Raw genomic sequence first — 15,808 nt, 5'->3', positions numbered from 1 at the left:
AGCCTCGCGAGTTCTCGCGGAGTTCAGCCTTTCGGAGCTGTCAAAGACAGGAAGGCCTCAAGCCCGAGGCCTGGCACATGTTCGCGATCTTCGTCGCGACCATCGCCGGCATCCTCGCCTCCCCCGTCGCCTCCGGCGCGCTGATGTTCATCGCGCTCGCCTTCACCTACTTCACCAACACCCTGCCTCTCGGTGACGTTCTGAAGGGCTTCTCGTCCGGCACCGTCTGGATGATCTTCTCGGCCTACGTGCTCTCGCTCGGCTTCGTGCAGTCGGGCCTCGGCCGCCGCATCGCCTACCGCGCGCTCTCGCTCTTCGGCGGGTCGTCCTTGGGCGTCGCCTACGCGCTCGGCATCGCCGACCTGATCATGGCCCCCGCGATGCCGTCCGTGACGGCGCGCTCGGGCGGCATCATTCTTCCGGTCGCGAAGTCGATCAACCAGGTGCTCGGCTCCCAGCCCGGCCCCACGGGCAAGAAGATCGGCGACTTCCTGATCATGACGTGTTTCCAGTTCACGCCCATCACCGGTGCGCTCTTCATGACGGGCATGGCCGCGAACCCCCTCTGCGCCCAGCTCGCCCATGACGGCCTCGGCGTCGAGCTCTCCTGGGGCTCGTGGTTCCTCGCCGCCCTCGTCCCGGCCATGATCTGCTTCGTCCTGCTGCCGCTCCTCACCTTCAAGTTCATGAACCCCGACCTCAAGCGCACGCCCGAGGCGAAGGTGATGGGCCGTGAGGAACTCGCAAAGATGGGTCCGATGTCGCTGCAGGAGAAACTTGTCTCGATCGGCTTCGTGCTCGCCCTCGTCGGCTGGGGAACGTGCCTGATCACGGGCTTCAACGCCAACGCGATCGGCCTCGGCCTCGTCGCCTTCCTCTTCATCACCGGCGCCGTTCAGTGGAAGGACGTGCTCTCGGACAAGGCGGCCTGGGACACGGTCGTCTGGTTCGGCGCGATCATCTCGCTCGCCACGGGCTTGACCAAGCTCGGCTTCGTGAAGTGGATGGCCGTCGGCTTCGCCTCCTCGCTTGGCGGCCTCGACTGGGTCACGACGTTCCTCATCCTCGGCTTCGCCTACATCTACCTCCACTACGTCTTCGCGACCGCCTCCGGCCACGTCGCCGCGATGTACGTGCCCTTCGCCTCCGTTGCAATTGCAGCCGGCGCCCCCGCTCCGATGGTTGCCATTTGTTTTGCGATTTTCTCGAATTTTATGTGGGGTATTACGGAATACGCGGGCGGTCCGGGTCCGATCTATTTCGGTCAGGGTTATTTCGAGCGTCCGAGGTTCTATAAGATCAACTTCCTGATTGTCACCTTCAACGTGCTCATCGTGTTCTCGAGCGGCATGCTGTGGTGGAAGGCGATCGGTCTGTACTGATCCGATACCTGACAAACTAGAAGTTTCCTGCAAGGCCGTCTGTCCAACTCTCTCCCTGGACAGGCGGCCTTGTCTTGTATCAAGGACTCTGAAATTCAGTGTTATGTTTTGTTGAAGTTTATTTCACAGGCTCTTGAAATTTAAAATTATTAAATTTAAAAATTGTCTTATCTTTGGGTGAATATGTTTAATGAAAGGATTGGCGTAAATGACTACGATAGTTCTGGAAAAGGGTGAATGGTCTGTGGTGGACAGCGTTCTTCCATTTTGTGAAGCCAATGAATTATTAACAGAGAACCCCCTCAAGGGAGCTGAAAGACCTCAGCGACGTCCGCAGGCGGTCATGCGGGATAGGCCTCGGAGTGCCTGTCGCGTTAAGCTATCTATTTCAGGTAATGCGTGCGCTGCGCCGAATCGGACCATGGCAAAGGAACTCCTTCAGGACAAACTCGCTCAGAAGCTCATCGACGGCATCCGCTCGGGCCGGCATCCCGTGGGGTCGCTGCTCCCCAAGGAGATGGAGCTCGTGGAGACGGAGGGCGTCTCACGGCACACCGTCCGCGCGGCGCTCTCGAAGCTCGAGAATCTCGGTCTCATCAAGCGCACGCCCCACGTCGGCACCCTGGTCGTGAGCCGCGGCAAGCTCCAGCACTTCGACCAGTCGCTCTCGACCCTCTCCGACCTTGACCGTCTCGCCGAGGCCAATCCCCGCCGCATCCTCGACATCCGCGAGATCGTGGTGAGCCGCGAGCTCGGCGAACAGATCCAGTGCCCGCCGGGCGAGACCTACCTGCGCTTCTCGATGATCCGCCTCGCCAAGAAGCGCGGCGAGCCGCCGATCGCCTGGACCACGGAATACGTTGAACGTGCCTTCCAGAGGCTCGTGACCGAGGCGCCGAAGCAGCCGGGAAAGCTCATGATCGAGCTCATCGGCGAGCTTTTCGGCCGCCGCTGCGCCGAGGTGCGCCAGACCATCGAGGCGACGACCCTCACCGAGGAGGCCGCGGCCAACCTCGGTGCCGAGGTCGGCGCCCCGTGCCTCAGGATCCTCAGGCACTACGTGACGGCGCGCGGCAAGACCCTTCTCACCACCGTCTCCTACCACCCGGCGGACCGCTATGCCTTCACGCTCAACGTGAAGCTCGACCGCGACGGCTGGTCGCAGATCGGAAACTTCGACGAATAAGACACGGAACCCCGCGGAAAGGCATCCCGCGGGGTTCGTTTCGAGAGGGTCAGGCCTGAGGCACGGACCGCTCAGTAGGTCGAGTGGTCGAAGAGGGCCTTCAACTGCGTGAACTCCATCAGGCCGTAGCGGCCGCCCTCGCGGCCGATGCCGCTCGCGCCGTAGCCGCCGAAGGGGGCGGTGACGTCGCGCGGGCCGTTGTTGATGTAGACGTTGCCCGAGTTGATGCGGCGCGCGACCTTGCTCGCCTCGGCCTCGGACATGCCGCAGACCATGGCGTTGAGACCGTAGGGCGTGTCGTTCGCGATCGCGACCGCGTCGTCCACGGTGTCGTACGGAATCACGCAGAGCACCGGCCCGAAGATCTCCTCCTGGGCGATGCGCATGTCGTTCCTCACGTCCGTGAAGATCGTGGGCTTGACGTACCAGCCCTTCACGGGCTCGTCCGGGACGCCGCCCGCGAGCACGCGCGCGCCCTCGCTGATGCCGAGCTCGATGTAGCGCTTCACGGTCTCGTACTGCGCCTTCGAGGCGACCGGGCCGATGCGGGTCTTCGGATCCTTCGGGTCACCGACGGGGTAGTCGGGAAGCTTCGCGACGAGCGCCGCCTCGGCCTCGGCGAGGCGCGAGCGGGGCACGAGGAGGCGCGAGAGAGCGGTGCAGGTCTGCCCGGTGTTGAGCATGATCGAGTTGAAGAGCTGCGGCACGAGGGGCGCGAAGTCCTTCACGCTCGGGAGCCACACGCAGGGCGACTTGCCGCCGAGCTCGAGGCTGATGCGCTTCACGGATTCGAGCGCCTTCTGCGAGAGCTTGATGCCCACCTCGGTCGAGCCCGTGAAGGAGATCATCGCGACCTTGCGGTTCTCGGCAAGACGGGCGCCCGCCTTGCTGCCGCGGCCGCTCACGAGGTTGATCGTGCCCTTCGGGAACCCGGCGCGGCGGAAGGCCTCGGTCATGAGGCACGCCGTGAGCGGTGTGGACTGGCTGGGCTTGAGCACCACGGTGTTGCCCGTGAGAAGCGCCGGCACGACCTTCTGCACGATCTGTCCGAGCGGATAGTTCCAGGGGGTGATGCAGCCGATGACGCCGACGGGCTCGCGGATCACGGTCGAGGCGGGGAAGCGCGTCTCGAAGACGACCTGCTTCACCTCATCGATGTAGGAGGCGACGCGGACGTACTGGTAGTCGCAGTGCGAGTTGGCGGCGAAGCTCACCGGAGCGCCGAGTTCCTCGGCCTCAAGCTCGATGATCTCCTCGCGCATGGAGCGGAAGTGCTCGAGGAACTTGCGCATCAGCTCGCGGCGGGCCTCGAGCGGTGTGGCGCTCCAGGCAGGCAGCGCCCGGGCGGCGGCCTCGACCGCGAGGTCGATGTCCTCGGGCGTGCCGTCAGGGATGCGGGCGAAGTGCTCGAACGTGGCGGGGTTCTCGACCTCGATGAAGTCGGGCGAGGTTGACGGCACCCATTCGCCGTCAATGAACTGTTTTTCGAAGAGCGGAGTGAAGTCAGCAACGGGCATGTTTGCCTCAGACAAGTGGTTGCTCCGGCGGGTCTCGGTCTGGTCCTGAAGCCCGCGGGAGAGAATGCTGTTCCTTCGAGATTAACTCCGCTGTCGGACACTGAAACTCCCCCGGCCGGGGGAAGGGCCTCGGCTGATTGCCCGAGGTCAAGCGGAAGGGAGACTTCCGTTGACAGACAGAAAGAAGCCCGCCCCGGCGGACCGGAACGGGCTTCAATCAAATCACGCTTTCAGCAGAACAGCCGGATTAGAAGCGGTACTGCATCTGGACGCCGAGGAGGTAGGCGTCGAGGTGACGGTACTTGCCGATTTCCGCGCCAGTCTGATGATCGTAGAGCGAGCGCTCATGCACGCCGTGAAGGTGCGCGAAGCCGATGTCAGTCTGGAAGTCCTTCGTCCAGTGGAAGGACGAGCCGATGGCGAACCACCAGCGGTCGGCATCCGGAATGATGGCCGTGCGCTTCTGACGGTCGCCGATGGCGGAGGTCTCGTAGGCGATACCGCCGCGGAGCGTCCAGAACTCGTTCACGCGCAGGTCATAGCCGAGCGAGTAGAGATAGGTGTCCGTCCAGCTGTTGTCGATGTTGGCCATGGCACTGAACACCGAGGCAACAGTTCTGTTGCCTGTGGCCTGAACAACCGAACCAACAGCCGTATCCATTTCCGTGCTTTCCGTCTTGAGTTCAGAGAAGCTCGACCAGTCGGCCCAGCGGAACGTGGCGTAGAGGCTGAGGTACTGGTTCACGTCCCAGGCGGCGTTGAACATCGCCCAGGCCGGGCCGGCGACGGTGACGGAGGCATCGCGCGAGCCGGAAAGACCGAGGACATCAGCAGCGGAACCGGAAGTCGTCAGAGTACCGTTGGTCTTGTGCTTCGTCTCGGAGCGATAGGAGATGCCGAAACGGAGGTTCTCGACCGGAGCCCACATCAGGCCGACGTTGAAGCCCCAGGTGAAGTCATCCGCCTTGTATTTATTGTGGATCGTGCCGGCAGCACCATAGTTGCTGAGATCCACGCCGACACCGAACTCGGCGTCCACGTACTGCAGGGCAATGCCCGCGCCGATCGAAACCTTGTCCGTGACCTTCCACGCGAAGTTCGGATTGAAGTTGATCACGGTGATCTTGGCGTCCGTGCCCTGATCCTGTCGGGACCAGTTCTCGTCGTAGTTCGTCGAGAGGCCGTACGGGATCGTGATGGCGAGGCCAACCCAGGTCGAGTCATTGATCTGGTGGGAGATATAGCCGTGGGGGAGGACTTCCTCACCGGCGCGGCCGTTTTCCTTGGTGCCGTTTTGCTTGTCGACGTACTCAAGATTGAGACCCACGCCGACGAGGCCGAGCTGGACCTGCGTGCCCTTGTGGAGCGTCATCGTGGCCGGGTTGTAGTAGATGCCCGAAATATCGGTGCCGTCAACGCCGACGCCGGCGTAGGCGCGGCCGAGGGCCAGAGCGGACTGCTCGGTGAGCTGGAAGCCCGCGGCATAGGCAGTGGAGGCAAAGGTGGAAGCAACGGCAAGGGCCGTCGCGGCAATCTTGAGATTCGTGCGGATCACGAGAGTCTCCTGCAGTTTTTCCTGAGAGTTTTGGGGGTACTGCCCGATTCGGATACTTGGTCCTTCGGGCATTTGGCAAGTCAGTGATTTTCAGTGACAAAACACGCTCTGAACAACCCAAAATCTAGGGGTAAACCCTGATCCTCAGACCAATATAATGCGGACGGATGATGCGATGGTAATTGGCTCTATATTGTTAACATAGTTGTTAAACAAGGGAAAAGTAAGAATGTCAAGTGTCTCGCAACAACTGAGGGATGATATCCCTGCCCGAATGGGCTAATCCGAAAAACTTTTTGGACGTGACGGTGCCGGGTCGTCAGCACCATGGGGACGGTCGCGGAGATTAGCGGGGCCGCATATTGTGCAGACGCGGTTTCCGGTGGGGTACCACGGCGGATGATCCGGGGGTGACCCAAGGGATTCCGCCACCCCGGAAAGAGAACGGCCCGCGTTCCTGTCAGGGAAGCGGGCCGGAGTGCCGGGGAGGCTGAGTCGCCTCAGTGCCTCGAGAAGCGGTCGATGAAGGCCATCACGAGGGCGGAGAGCACGAACGTGAGGTGGATGATCACGTACCACATCAACTTGTCGTTGGGCGTTTCCTGGATGCCCATGAAGATCCTCAGCAGGTGGATCGACGAGATCGCGACGATCGCCGCAGCCACCTTGTTCTTCAGCGACCCCGTGTCGAGCTTGCCGAGCCAGGAGAGCTTTTCGGTGTCGTGCTTGATGTCAATCGAGGAGACGTAGTTCTCGTAGCCGGAGAACATCACCATGACGATCAGGCCGCCGACGAGGCCCATGTCGATGAGCGACAGCACCGAGAGGATGAGGTCGGATTCCGAGAGCTCGAGCACGTGCGGCAGCACATGCACGACTTCCTGGAAGAACTTGACCGCAAGGGCGAGGAGCGCGCAGGAGAGACCGATGTAGATCGGCGCGAGAAGCCAGCGCGTGGCGTACATCAGACGTTCGACGAAGGTTTCCATGTCAGTGTTTTTGTCTTCTGAGTGGTGGTGGTCGGGGTCTGCCGGGAAGGACCCGGCTTCCGGGGGGAGGCGAATCCTACACGAGAAGAAATGGGTGACAGGCAAACGTCACCGCCTTTTCTGAAGTACCGCCCCAAACGGGTCGGTAAACTTTCCTCTTTGCAGGTATTTCATCGAAAGGAGAAACCGCAGTGACGGAGAACACGCAGGCGAGAATCTTCGCGCTCATCCCCGCGGCCGGCGTCGGCCGCCGCATGGGCGGCGCGCGTCCGAAGCAGTACATGGAGATCGCCGGAACCCCGATGCTCACGCAGACGGTGCGCGCGATGGCGCGCGCCTCGCGCATCGAGCGCATCTACGTCGTCGTGAGCGCAGCGGACGCCTGGATCGACGAGGTCGCGAAGGACTTCCCCGACCGCGTCACCGTGCTCCGCGCGGGCGGCGCCGAGCGCGCGGACTCCGTGCGCGGCGGGCTCATGGCCGCGAACCTTCCCGCCGACGCCTGGGTGCTCGTGCATGACGCCGCGCGCCCCTGCGTGCGCCCCTCGGAGGTGAACCATCTCCTTGACGAGGTGCTCGCCGACTCGAGCCTCGCGGGCGGCATCCTCGCCGTGCCGATGGCCGACACCGTGAAGCGCACCGATGCGAGGAGGCAGATCCTCGAGACCGTGCCGAGGGCGAACCTCTGGCGCGCCGCGACGCCGCAGCTTTTCCGCGCGGGCGTGCTGCTCGAGGCCCTCTCGGCCGGCTCCGAGGGCATAACCGACGAGGCGAGCGCCGTCGAGCGCCTCGGGCTCGCCGTCAAGTGCGTCTCCTGCCGATCCACCAATCTCAAAGTCACCGAACCGGGCGACGAGATGCTCGCCGGACTCATCCTGGAGGAAAAGACCATGCCTCAGACCGTCGCCGTTCCCGAGATCCGCGTGGGGCAGGGCTATGACTCGCACCGCCTGGTCGAAGGCCGTCCGCTCATCCTGGGCGGCGTCACCGTCCCCTTCGAGAAGGGCCTGGACGGCCATTCGGACGCAGACGTGCTGCTCCACGCCCTCACGGACGCCGTGCTCGGCGCCGCCTCGCTCGGCGACATCGGCACGCATTTCCCGCCCTCGGACCCGAAGTGGAAGGGCGCGGACAGCCGCAGGCTTCTCGCCGCCGTGATCGAGCTCGCCCGTGCCGAGGGCTGGACCGTCGTGAACGCCGATGCGACGATCGTCGCGGAGCGCCCGAAGCTAGGGAAACTTAAGGACGAGATCCGCGCAAGCGTCGCCGCCACGCTCGGCATCACCGCCGACCGCGTGAGCATCAAGGCGAAGACCAACGAGCGCATGGACGCCGTCGGTCATGAGGAGGGCATGATGGCCCACGCCGTGGTGCTGCTCGCCCGCTTGCCGCGCTGATCGCGCTGACCCTCCGGTGGAAGCCGGCAATACATCAGAAAAGGCGCCGCCGGCCCGGCCGCGGCGCCTTTTCCACGGAAAAGTACGCCCGAAGAAGGATGGTCCGCCCCTGCGGAACCTCTAAAATTACGGACTTCACTCAATTTCTCTCCAACCCACAGGAAGGACGCGGGAGCCACCAGCCGTCTCAGATCCGTTCACAGAAACGGACCGCAGGCTCGCCGGGTCACCTCAGAACAAGAATGCAACAGACGCCAGAGCTCACCCGCAGGGTGCGCTTCATTCTCTGCGAGCCGGGGCACCCGGGAAACATCGGTTCGGCCGCGCGCGCCATCAAGACGATGGGCTTCCGCGACCTGCGTGTTGTCTGCCCCAGGATCCGCGAGTACCGCACCGACCCGGAGGCCGTCGCCTACGCGACGAGCTCGGTCGATGTGCTCGAGGCGTCCCGCATGCATGAGACGCTCGCCGAGGCGCTCGAGGGCGTCACCTTCGCCTGGGCGCTCACGGGCTACGACCGTCAGTACGGACCGGCGCTCACCCCGGTGCGCGAGGCGGGCATGAAGTCCGCCGCCTGGCTCGACCAGATGGAGGGCGACCTTGCCTTCGTCTTCGGGACCGAAAGGAGCGGCATGACGAACGAGGAGATCCTCCTCTGCCAGGGCTGCGCCGCGATTCCCGCGGATCCCGCGAGCCCGAGCCTCAACCTCGCGCAGTCCGTGCAGATCGCCGCCTACGAGATGCAGATGGCGCTCCTCTCGGCCTCCGGGCACGAGGGCGAGCTCTACGACTGGCAGGGTCGGTTCGAAGGCGACGAGCCCGCGACCGCCGAGTCGATCGAGGGCTTCTACGGGCACTGGGAGCAGGCGATGGAGGCCTGCGGGTACCACAACCCGGAGAACCCCCGCCACCTGATGGACATGACGCGCAGGATCTTCAGCCGCTCCGGGCTCTCGAAGAACGAGATCGCGCTGATGCGCGGCATCTGCGCGGCGATCATCCGCCCGAAGAGCGAGCGCATCGGCATGAAGCGCGCTAAAAACGGCGGCGAGAAAGCTTGACGGCCGGGACAGAGTGACACAATACGAACCCTGCCTTACAACCCAATAAAACCGAGAAACCGCAGAGACACCATGTTTGACGACGCCCGCGAACTCATCCGCACGATCCGCGAGAAGGATCCGGCGGCTCACAGCTCGATCGAGATCATCTTCGCCTATCCCGGCTTCCACGCGATCATGATTCATCGCGCGGCCCACTGGTGTCGTGCCCAGGGGTGGGAAAGCTTCGCGCGCTGGGTCTCGCACGTCGGCCGTTTCCTCACGGGCATCGAGATCCACCCGGGCGCCAAGATCGGCCGCCGCGTCTTCATTGACCACGGCATGGGCGTCGTGATCGGCGAGACCGCCGAGGTGGGCGACGACTGCACGATCTACCACGGCGTGACGCTCGGCGGCACGAGCCTCACCAAGGGCGCGAAGCGCCACCCGACGCTCGGGAAGGGCGTCGTCGTCGGTGCGGGCGCCAAGGTCTTGGGCGGCTTCACCGTCGAGGACGACGCGCAGATCGGCTCGAACGCCGTCGTCGTGAAGCCCGTTCCCGAGGGCGCCACCGTCATGGGCGTTCCGGGCCGTATCGCGGGCCAGATGCCCAAGCCCAAGGCCTCCCACGCGAAGGAGGACGAGGACGGCACGAAGCGTCCCGGCTTCAACGCCTACGGCGTCACGGCCTCGGACCGCGACCCGTACGCCTCGTCGATCCTCGAGCTCGTGCGCGTCGTCGACGAGCAGAACGCCGAGATCAAGCGCCTTTCGGCGGAGATCCAGCGCCTCGGCGGCAGCGCCGCCGAAGCGGAGGTGAAGGACTTCGACCGCTCGAAGCTCTGGGCGCGCAATCCGCAGACGAAGACCGAGGTGCCCGAGGAGTACTCGGACTGGATGATCTGATCATTCGCCTCAACCCGGATACAAAGAAGCCTGGCCGGCACCGTTCCAGCCGACGGAAGCCTCGGCACCGAAGGGCTTGTCACCGCCCTTCTTGGTGATGATGTTGATGGCGCCGCCAATGGCATCAGAGCCGTAGAGCACGGAGGCCGGGCCCTTGATCACTTCGATACGTTCAACCTGGGCCGGATCGATCAGGACCGCCGTGCCTTCCATGGACTTCTGCTCGGAGATCTTCTGACCGTCAATCATGACGAGCGTGCGGAAGGCATTCTCGCCGCGGATCATCACGCGGTTGAGACCCTGGGAGCCGGAATTGATGATCTGGACGCCCGGCACATCCTCAAGCAGTTCGCCGATCGTTCGGGCTGAGGACTTCTGAATTTGTTCGGAAGTGACGACCGTCACGGACATCGGAACCTCCATGAGGTCCTGTTCCACGCGGGAGGCTGTGACCTTGACCTCTTCGGTGGTCACTTCGTCAGCGGCCTGAGCAGCGCCCATCGAGAGGAGGGCGGTGGCAACCGCGCCGGTCAGAATGCAAATCTTCGGAGTAGTCATGATTGAAAAAATGAAGATGAGAAAGGAGAAGTTGTTTGTGTTGTGGGTCTTCTTCAGGTCTTCGTAGTGCTACCGCTTCATCCGAGGTGCGGATGCGCGGAGGCTTTCTGTTCGGTCGCTTTTGCCGCGACCTGCTCAGGGTTCTTGAGTAAGTTCGAGAGTTCGCTCGGGCTGAGGCCCTCGAGGAGCTTCAGCACTTCGTCACGGTTGACGCCGCCGCCCATGTGGGCGAGCTTCTCGGCGGGCATGTCGTGGATGGCCTTGACGAGCATCGCTCGCGGCATCATGCGGGCCATGTCGCGCACGCCCGACGGAATCTTCGCGAGCATCAGAGCGACGTCGGCGAGGGTGAGCGGTTTGGCCGAAGTCATGGCCTTCATGGCGTCAGGGGATCCCATGTCAAATCTCCTCGGAGGTTGGGCACCGGGGAGCATCGGCTCGACCCAGTTCATCAGAAGCTGCGCGAGCGTGACGTGCCAGTACTGGCCGGCCACGGTCTGCAGGTACCAGTCACCGCGCTTGACGAGCATCCCGGCCTCGCACCACTGCGTGAGGATCGGCGCGGCCATGCCCTCAAGATCCACGTCGCCGAAGGCGCGGGAGATGCGCTTCAGGTTGATCGCGCCCGACTCCATGTCGGCCGAGATCGTGCGCAGCAGGTGCCAGTTGGCCTTGGGGGCCATGAGGAAGCAGGCGGGCTTTTCGCCCTGCTCAAGGACCGAGTAGTACTCGGCGAGCTTGCGCTCCATCATGTAGCTGTAGCCGAAGAGACGGCCGCCCGCGCCGCAGCCGAAGGCGAGGCAGTCGCAGGCGCTTTTTCCCAGCGCGTTGTAGATGTTGCGTTCGCGGGTGTTCGCACCCCAGTGGTTGTTGGAGAGCCGCCTCCAGTTCTGCTCGGTCAGGTACTCGACCGAGCGGGCGAAGAGGTCGGCCTTGAGGCGCTTGTCCGCGGCGGGCGGGAGTTTGCCGTTCGCGATGTAGCGCGCGAGCGGGGACTTTTCAAAAACGTTCAGCTGATAGCAGTCGATGCCGTCGAGCGGCAGCGACGCGGCGGTCCTCAGGTCGTCCTCCCAGACCTCCATCGTCTGACCCGGGAAGCCGTAGATGAGGTCGAGCACGACCGCGGAGTTGTCATAGGAGCAGAGCTTGTTGAGGCGCTCGATGATCGTGTCGCGGTCATCGACGCGCTGCACGGACTGGCGGACCTGCGTGTTGAAGGTCTGGACTCCGAGGGAGAACCGGTTGACGCCCCCTTCGAGGGCCGCCTCCATCTTGGCGTCGGAGAAATTGTGGATGCGCCCCTCGAGCGTGATCTCGCAGTCGTTCGCGAGCGGGAGATAGTCATGGAGCGCTTTGAGAACAATTCTCAAGTCGTCGGGCGCGAAGGCCGTCGGCGTGCCGCCGCCGAAGTAGACGGCGTGCACCGGAGCGGAGTTCTGCGCGGCGCGGTCGGCGTTCCTCTGAAGTTCTCCGACCAGGCGCTTCGCGTACTCATGCACTGCCTCTTCCTTGAAGGGGTTCTGATAGAACATGCAGTAGAGACACCGCGTCTCGCAGAAGGGGACGTGAATGTAGGCGAGGGTCTTTCCCGTCCTCGGACGGTCAAGCAGGCTCTCGAAGGTCCTCCTCGCAGCCTCGCCGATGAGCGGCATGCCGCCGGGACCGGAATGAATGGCCGCCTTGGCCTGGAAGGCCGCGTGGAGCGGGTCGTCGGCGTTGGCGAAGAACGCCTCGGGCGCTCGGGACTTCACGGCCTCGCTCATCTTGCGGGCGCCGGCTTCGAAGGTGGCGTCGGCCGCCTTCGGGGTCTCACCGGTGGGGGAATGCGTCATAGGGCTGGTGCTTGGAGGGTGGCAGTGCAGGCTTTCGAGGCTTCTCGGACCGGTCGATCTCCTGCGGATTAGTACTTTCGAATGAGAACTACTCTTCTTCTAGTAATGAGAATATTTCTCAGACGCCGCGAGTATATCTATATAATGTTCGAACTGTCAAACTTTGATTCCTCCGTCAATCAAAGTGCAGGTTCTCTACATCAGACCTGATAGACTGCTGATTTTCCGAATAAATTTTCAACCGCCCCGGAGCCCCGATGACCGTACGTGACGCCAAGCCCGATCTGAGCAGCCAAACTTCTGTTGCTTCGGGACAGCTGTCGCCCACGCGAGAGAACTACCTGAAGTTCATCTACCTCGAGGAGGAGCAGAACGGCTACGCCCGCGCCTGCAACCTCTCCGAACTGATGGGCGTGACCCGCTCGACTGTCGCGCTCACCTTCCGCGAGCTCAAGGCCGACGGGCTCATCGACTACGCGCCCTACAGCCCGATTCGGCTCACGCCCCGCGGGCGCGAGCTCGCCCGCGAGATCGTGCGCAAGAACGCGGTGATCAAGCACTTCTTCATGTCGGTGCTCGACTTGGACGAGGAAGTCTCGGAGCGCATCGCCTGCGAGCTCGAGCACGTGATCTCGGCGCCGGTGCTCGGGCGCCTCACGCGCTTTGAGAAGCAGCTCGAGATGCACCAGGGCTTCTGGAAGGCAAGGGAGGCCGAGGAGGCGGGGAAGACCGCCCGCGACGGCGCCTTTCCGCATGCCCGTCCCGCCTTCCCGGACGCGGAGGAAGGCGGAAGTCGTTAAATTTGAGTCCTGAGGCGTCCGTACCTGAGAACGAACGACGGACGCGCCGGATTTCCTGCCGCGGAGGCCCTTGAGGCGCCTCCTCCGACGACCCCAAGGAGCCCCGAACAAAAATGGAAGAGACCAGAACCAGTACACCGCTTCTCGTCATCAGTTCCCGCACGGGCAACACGATGATCCTCGGTCATGCGATCTGCGACGCGCTTCCCGGCGCGAAGCTCGTGAAGCCCGCCGATCTTCCCGAGGACCTCTCGGGCTACAACCCGGTGCTGCTCGGCTTCTGGTGCGACCGCGGCAACGCCCCCGAGGAGATGCTCGCGATCGCGCCCCGCTTCGAAGGCAAGACCATCGGCTGCTTCGCGACGATGGGCGGCGACGCGGACTCGCCCGAGTCGAAGGCCTGGATGCAGCGGACGGCCGAGGGACTCATCAACGCGGGCAAGGGCAACACGCTCGCCGGCACCTTCCTCTGCCGCGGCCGCATCGATCCGGAGCTCTTCAAGCGGATGACCGACATGATGGGCGGCGTCGTGAGCGAGGAGCGCGAGGCGCGCCGCCGCGCGAGCGAGACGCACCCGGACCGCCTGGACCTTCAGAAGGGCGCGGAGCTCTTCCGGAGCGTCTTCGGCATGAACTTCTGAGAACGCCCCGGCCCGGGGTCCTTGAGGAAAGCCACGGGCTCAGGCAGACCACATTTCAGGGCTGCGCGAACAGGCACTGCGCAGCCCTCTTCATTCGTGCAGCAAAGAGATGACATCACTGCAGAACACAGGAAAGCGCCCGCCGGCGGTGGCCTTCGAAGGGCTTGAGAAACGCTACGACACGGGAACGATGGCGCTCAAAGGCGTCTCGTTCGAGGTCGAGGAGGGCGAGTTCTTCGGCCTTCTCGGACCCAACGGCGCGGGGAAGACCACGTTGATCAGCTGCCTCGCGGGTCTCACGACCCCGACCGCAGGCCGCATCGTCGTGCGCGGGACCGACGCGGCTCTTGACCGCAGGCGCGCGTCGCAGTCGCTCGGCATCGTGCCGCAGGAGATCACCTTCGACCCGTTCCTCACGGTGCGCGAGACGCTGCGCTTCCAGTCAGGCTACTGGGGCATCCGCAGGAACGACGACTGGATTGACGAGATCCTCACGGAGCTCGCGCTCACCGACAAGGCCGACACCACGATGCGGATGCTCTCCGGGGGCATGAAGCGACGCGTGCTCGTCGCGCAGGCGCTCGTGCACAAGCCGCCCGTCATCGTGCTCGACGAGCCGACCGCGGGCGTCGACGTGGAGCTCCGCGAGCACCTCTGGGACTTCATCGGGCGGCTCCACAGCGAAGGACGCACGATCATCCTCACGACGCACTATCTCGCCGAGGCGCAGCAGCTCTGCGGGCGCATCGCAATCATGAAGCAGGGCGAGGTGGTGGCGCTCGAACGCACCGAGACGCTGCTTTCGAACTTTGAGGGCCGGGTGCTCAGGTGCCGCATCGAAGCGGGTGATCTGCCCGCGGCGCTCGAAGGGGATGTGCTGAGGCGCCACGGCTCTGACGTGACGCTGCGCATCACGGACGCGGACGACGCGCTCGCCAAGCTTGAGGCCATGCGCGCCGCGGGCCTCAGAATCGAGAACCTGACCGTCGGACAGCCCGACCTTGAGGACGTGTTCCTCGCGATCACCGGAGGCAAGTGAAGCCATGTGGATACCGTTTCTCACGCTCTTCAAGAAGGAAGTCGTCCGGTTCCTGAAGCTCTGGATGCACACGGTCGTCGCGCCCGTGCTCACGGGCGGCCTCTATCTCTTCGTCTTCGGCGAGGCGCTCTCGAAGCAGATCCCCGTCTACGAGGGTGTCTCCTACACGGCCTTCATCATCCCGGGCCTCATCATGATGACGGTGCTGCAGAACGCGTTCTCGAACACCGCGAGCTCGTTCATTCAGTCGAAGATCCTCGGGAACCTTGTCTTCGTGCTGATGCCCGCGATTCCGGGCCCAGCGGTCGCTGCGGCCTACATCGGCGCGAGCTTCGTGCGCGCGGCGATCGCCGGCACGGGCCTCTACATTCTCTGCGCGTACTGGGCGGCGCCCCCTGTGGAGGAGCCGTTCCTTCTCATCTCGTTCGCCTTCTTCGGCTGCATGATCATGGCGGCGCTCGGGCTCCTCACGGCGCTCTGGTCGGAGAAGTACGACCAGATGGGCGCGGTGATGAACTTCGTCATCATGCCGCTCACCTTCCTCTCTGGAGTCTTCTATTCCGTCGACTCCCTTCCGCCCGTCTGGCAGAAGGTGAGCCACTTCAACCCCTTCTTCTACCTCGTGGACGGCTTCCGCCAGGGCTTCTTCGGCCGGGGCGACACCGACCCGTGGCTCTCGCTCATCGTCGTCGCCCTGACCGGAGTGGCGGTGACCGCCGTCGCGGTGATCCTGCTCTCGAAGGGCTGGAAGATCCGCAATTGACGGACTCAATACGAAAAAAGCGGAACCACGACCAAGGGATCGCGTGGTTCCGCATGAGGATCCGGGAACCGGTCCGGTAACCGGTCCGGAAAGAGTGTGTCCGCCCTTCCTGATTATTCAGGAGAGGGAAGGGCGGACGAGGAGAGAGGCCTCTTCGCGGATTTTCGGGAAAAGAGTCCCTTTTTGACGCTACCTATTTAGGG

The 15,808-nt window shown here is 63.7% G+C and carries 14 protein-coding genes; 9 read left to right on the top strand and 5 right to left on the bottom strand.

Going from position 1 to position 15,808, the window contains the following annotated elements:
- A partial coding sequence (locus Q4F91_RS09615; protein ID WP_303337146.1) for a DASS family sodium-coupled anion symporter occupies positions 1-1,382 on the top strand: 1,382 nt, incomplete at its 5' end.
- Positions 1,383-1,803: 421 nt separating this feature from the next.
- On the top strand, positions 1,804-2,568 hold the full coding sequence (locus Q4F91_RS09610) for a GntR family transcriptional regulator (protein WP_303337144.1): 765 nt from the start codon (positions 1,804-1,806) through the stop codon (positions 2,566-2,568).
- Positions 2,569-2,639: 71 nt separating this feature from the next.
- Here the strand turns inward: Q4F91_RS09610 and Q4F91_RS09605 are convergent, their stop codons facing one another.
- The 3 genes from Q4F91_RS09605 to Q4F91_RS09595 form a co-directional block, all read right to left on the bottom strand.
- Entirely contained in the window at positions 2,640-4,100 is a 1,461-nt protein-coding gene (locus Q4F91_RS09605; RefSeq protein ID WP_303337142.1) for an aldehyde dehydrogenase family protein, read from the bottom strand.
- A gap of 232 nt (positions 4,101-4,332) precedes the next feature.
- Positions 4,333-5,640, bottom strand: a complete 1,308-nt coding sequence (locus tag Q4F91_RS09600; RefSeq protein ID WP_303337140.1) for an OmpP1/FadL family transporter — start codon at positions 5,638-5,640, stop codon at positions 4,333-4,335.
- Between the two features lie 500 nt (positions 5,641-6,140).
- Positions 6,141-6,629 carry a TIGR00645 family protein gene (locus Q4F91_RS09595; protein WP_303337138.1) on the bottom strand — a complete coding sequence of 163 codons (489 nt, stop codon included), beginning with the start codon at positions 6,627-6,629 and terminating at the stop codon, positions 6,141-6,143.
- Between the two features lie 191 nt (positions 6,630-6,820).
- On the opposite strand from Q4F91_RS09595, the gene ispD reads away from it, so the two are divergent.
- The 3 genes from ispD to cysE all read left to right on the top strand — a co-directional run bounded on the left by ispD (position 6,821) and on the right by cysE (position 9,972).
- Entirely contained in the window at positions 6,821-8,026 is a 1,206-nt protein-coding gene (gene ispD, locus Q4F91_RS09590; protein WP_303337136.1) for a 2-C-methyl-D-erythritol 4-phosphate cytidylyltransferase, read from the top strand.
- 242 nt (positions 8,027-8,268) lie between these two features.
- Positions 8,269-9,087 (top strand): RNA methyltransferase, encoded by an 819-nt coding sequence (locus Q4F91_RS09585; RefSeq protein ID WP_303337134.1) that lies wholly within the window; start codon positions 8,269-8,271, stop codon positions 9,085-9,087.
- 72 nt (positions 9,088-9,159) lie between these two features.
- Positions 9,160-9,972 (top strand): serine O-acetyltransferase, encoded by an 813-nt coding sequence (gene cysE / locus Q4F91_RS09580; RefSeq protein WP_303337132.1) that lies wholly within the window; start codon positions 9,160-9,162, stop codon positions 9,970-9,972.
- Positions 9,973-9,981: 9 nt separating this feature from the next.
- Here cysE and Q4F91_RS09575 read toward each other — a convergent pair whose 3' ends face one another.
- The gene (locus Q4F91_RS09575) at positions 9,982-10,530 is read right to left on the bottom strand and encodes a TonB-dependent siderophore receptor (protein WP_303337130.1); all 549 of its coding nucleotides are present in this window, start codon (positions 10,528-10,530) and stop codon (positions 9,982-9,984) included.
- A 77-nt stretch (positions 10,531-10,607) separates the two neighbouring features.
- Positions 10,608-12,362: a heme anaerobic degradation radical SAM methyltransferase ChuW/HutW gene (gene hutW / locus Q4F91_RS09570; protein WP_303337128.1), complete on the bottom strand. Its 1,755-nt coding sequence runs from the start codon at positions 12,360-12,362 to the stop codon at positions 10,608-10,610.
- 257 nt (positions 12,363-12,619) lie between these two features.
- Between hutW and Q4F91_RS09565 the strand changes: the two genes are divergently transcribed.
- The 4 genes from Q4F91_RS09565 (at position 12,620) to Q4F91_RS09550 (ending at position 15,605) form a co-directional block, all read left to right on the top strand.
- Positions 12,620-13,162 carry a metal-dependent transcriptional regulator gene (locus Q4F91_RS09565; RefSeq protein ID WP_303337126.1) on the top strand — a complete coding sequence of 181 codons (543 nt, stop codon included), beginning with the start codon at positions 12,620-12,622 and terminating at the stop codon, positions 13,160-13,162.
- Between the two features lie 113 nt (positions 13,163-13,275).
- Entirely contained in the window at positions 13,276-13,803 is a 528-nt protein-coding gene (locus Q4F91_RS09560) for a flavodoxin family protein (protein ID WP_303337124.1), read from the top strand.
- Positions 13,804-13,912: 109 nt separating this feature from the next.
- Positions 13,913-14,842, top strand: coding sequence for an ABC transporter ATP-binding protein (locus Q4F91_RS09555; RefSeq protein ID WP_303337122.1), 930 nt, complete (start codon positions 13,913-13,915; stop codon positions 14,840-14,842).
- A 4-nt stretch (positions 14,843-14,846) separates the two neighbouring features.
- On the top strand, positions 14,847-15,605 hold the full coding sequence (locus Q4F91_RS09550) for an ABC transporter permease (protein ID WP_303337120.1): 759 nt from the start codon (positions 14,847-14,849) through the stop codon (positions 15,603-15,605).
- The last annotated feature ends 203 nt before the right edge of the window (positions 15,606-15,808 follow it).

Origin of the sequence: Sutterella sp. (genome assembly GCF_030539355.1) — a bacterium.
Classification (GTDB): Bacteria; Pseudomonadota; Gammaproteobacteria; order Burkholderiales; family Burkholderiaceae_F; genus Sutterella.
This window is presented reverse-complemented; position numbering and strand designations above follow the sequence as displayed.

Excerpts from the sequence above, each read along its gene's own strand:
- Q4F91_RS09560 (WP_303337124.1), top strand. The coding sequence starts at position 13,276 with ATGGAAGAGACCAGAACCAGTACACCGCTTCTCGTCATCAGTTCCCGC.
- Q4F91_RS09555 (WP_303337122.1), top strand. The coding sequence starts at position 13,913 with ATGACATCACTGCAGAACACAGGAAAGCGCCCGCCGGCGGTGGCCTTC.
- Q4F91_RS09595 (WP_303337138.1), bottom strand. The coding sequence starts at position 6,629 with ATGGAAACCTTCGTCGAACGTCTGATGTACGCCACGCGCTGGCTTCTC.
- Q4F91_RS09610 (WP_303337144.1), top strand. The coding sequence starts at position 1,804 with ATGGCAAAGGAACTCCTTCAGGACAAACTCGCTCAGAAGCTCATCGAC.
- Q4F91_RS09585 (WP_303337134.1), top strand. The coding sequence starts at position 8,269 with ATGCAACAGACGCCAGAGCTCACCCGCAGGGTGCGCTTCATTCTCTGC.
- Q4F91_RS09550 (WP_303337120.1), top strand. The coding sequence starts at position 14,847 with ATGTGGATACCGTTTCTCACGCTCTTCAAGAAGGAAGTCGTCCGGTTC.
- cysE (WP_303337132.1), top strand. The coding sequence starts at position 9,160 with ATGTTTGACGACGCCCGCGAACTCATCCGCACGATCCGCGAGAAGGAT.
- Q4F91_RS09565 (WP_303337126.1), top strand. The coding sequence starts at position 12,620 with ATGACCGTACGTGACGCCAAGCCCGATCTGAGCAGCCAAACTTCTGTT.
- Q4F91_RS09575 (WP_303337130.1), bottom strand. The coding sequence starts at position 10,530 with ATGACTACTCCGAAGATTTGCATTCTGACCGGCGCGGTTGCCACCGCC.
- hutW (WP_303337128.1), bottom strand. The coding sequence starts at position 12,362 with ATGACGCATTCCCCCACCGGTGAGACCCCGAAGGCGGCCGACGCCACC.